Annotated in this window: 1 protein-coding gene; it reads right to left on the bottom strand. The window is 64.1% G+C overall.

Going from position 1 to position 295, the window contains the following annotated elements; translation table 11 throughout:
• Nucleotides 1–295: hypothetical protein (locus tag F2P45_RS35075; RefSeq protein ID WP_166882757.1), on the bottom strand; the 295-nt coding region annotated here is incomplete at both ends.

Here is a 295-nt window from a genome sequence, read left to right on the forward strand (position 1 = left end):
GGAGAAGGCGTTGTCGTCTTTCAGCAGCGCCTGCGCACACAATTCTTCGGTCATCAACGCTGGCGGGATGCGTGCCAGGAGCGCGGCGTCGCCCCGACCGGCCATGAATCGGGCCACGCGCGGCGTGATCGCGGATGGGGCGACGAAACGGATATTGTCAACGTCCCTGGAAAGCGCGATTTCGACGATGTCTTCGCTGTGCAGCCGCCATGGCACATTGCGAATGTCGGCATCGTTGCAGACCGCGGTCAGGCAGGTCTGCTGGTCGAGCCGGCAGCCCCACACATGCTCCAGG

This window comes from Massilia mucilaginosa, from assembly GCF_011682145.1.
In the GTDB taxonomy this organism is placed as follows: domain Bacteria; phylum Pseudomonadota; class Gammaproteobacteria; order Burkholderiales; family Burkholderiaceae_D; genus Telluria_A; species Telluria_A mucilaginosa.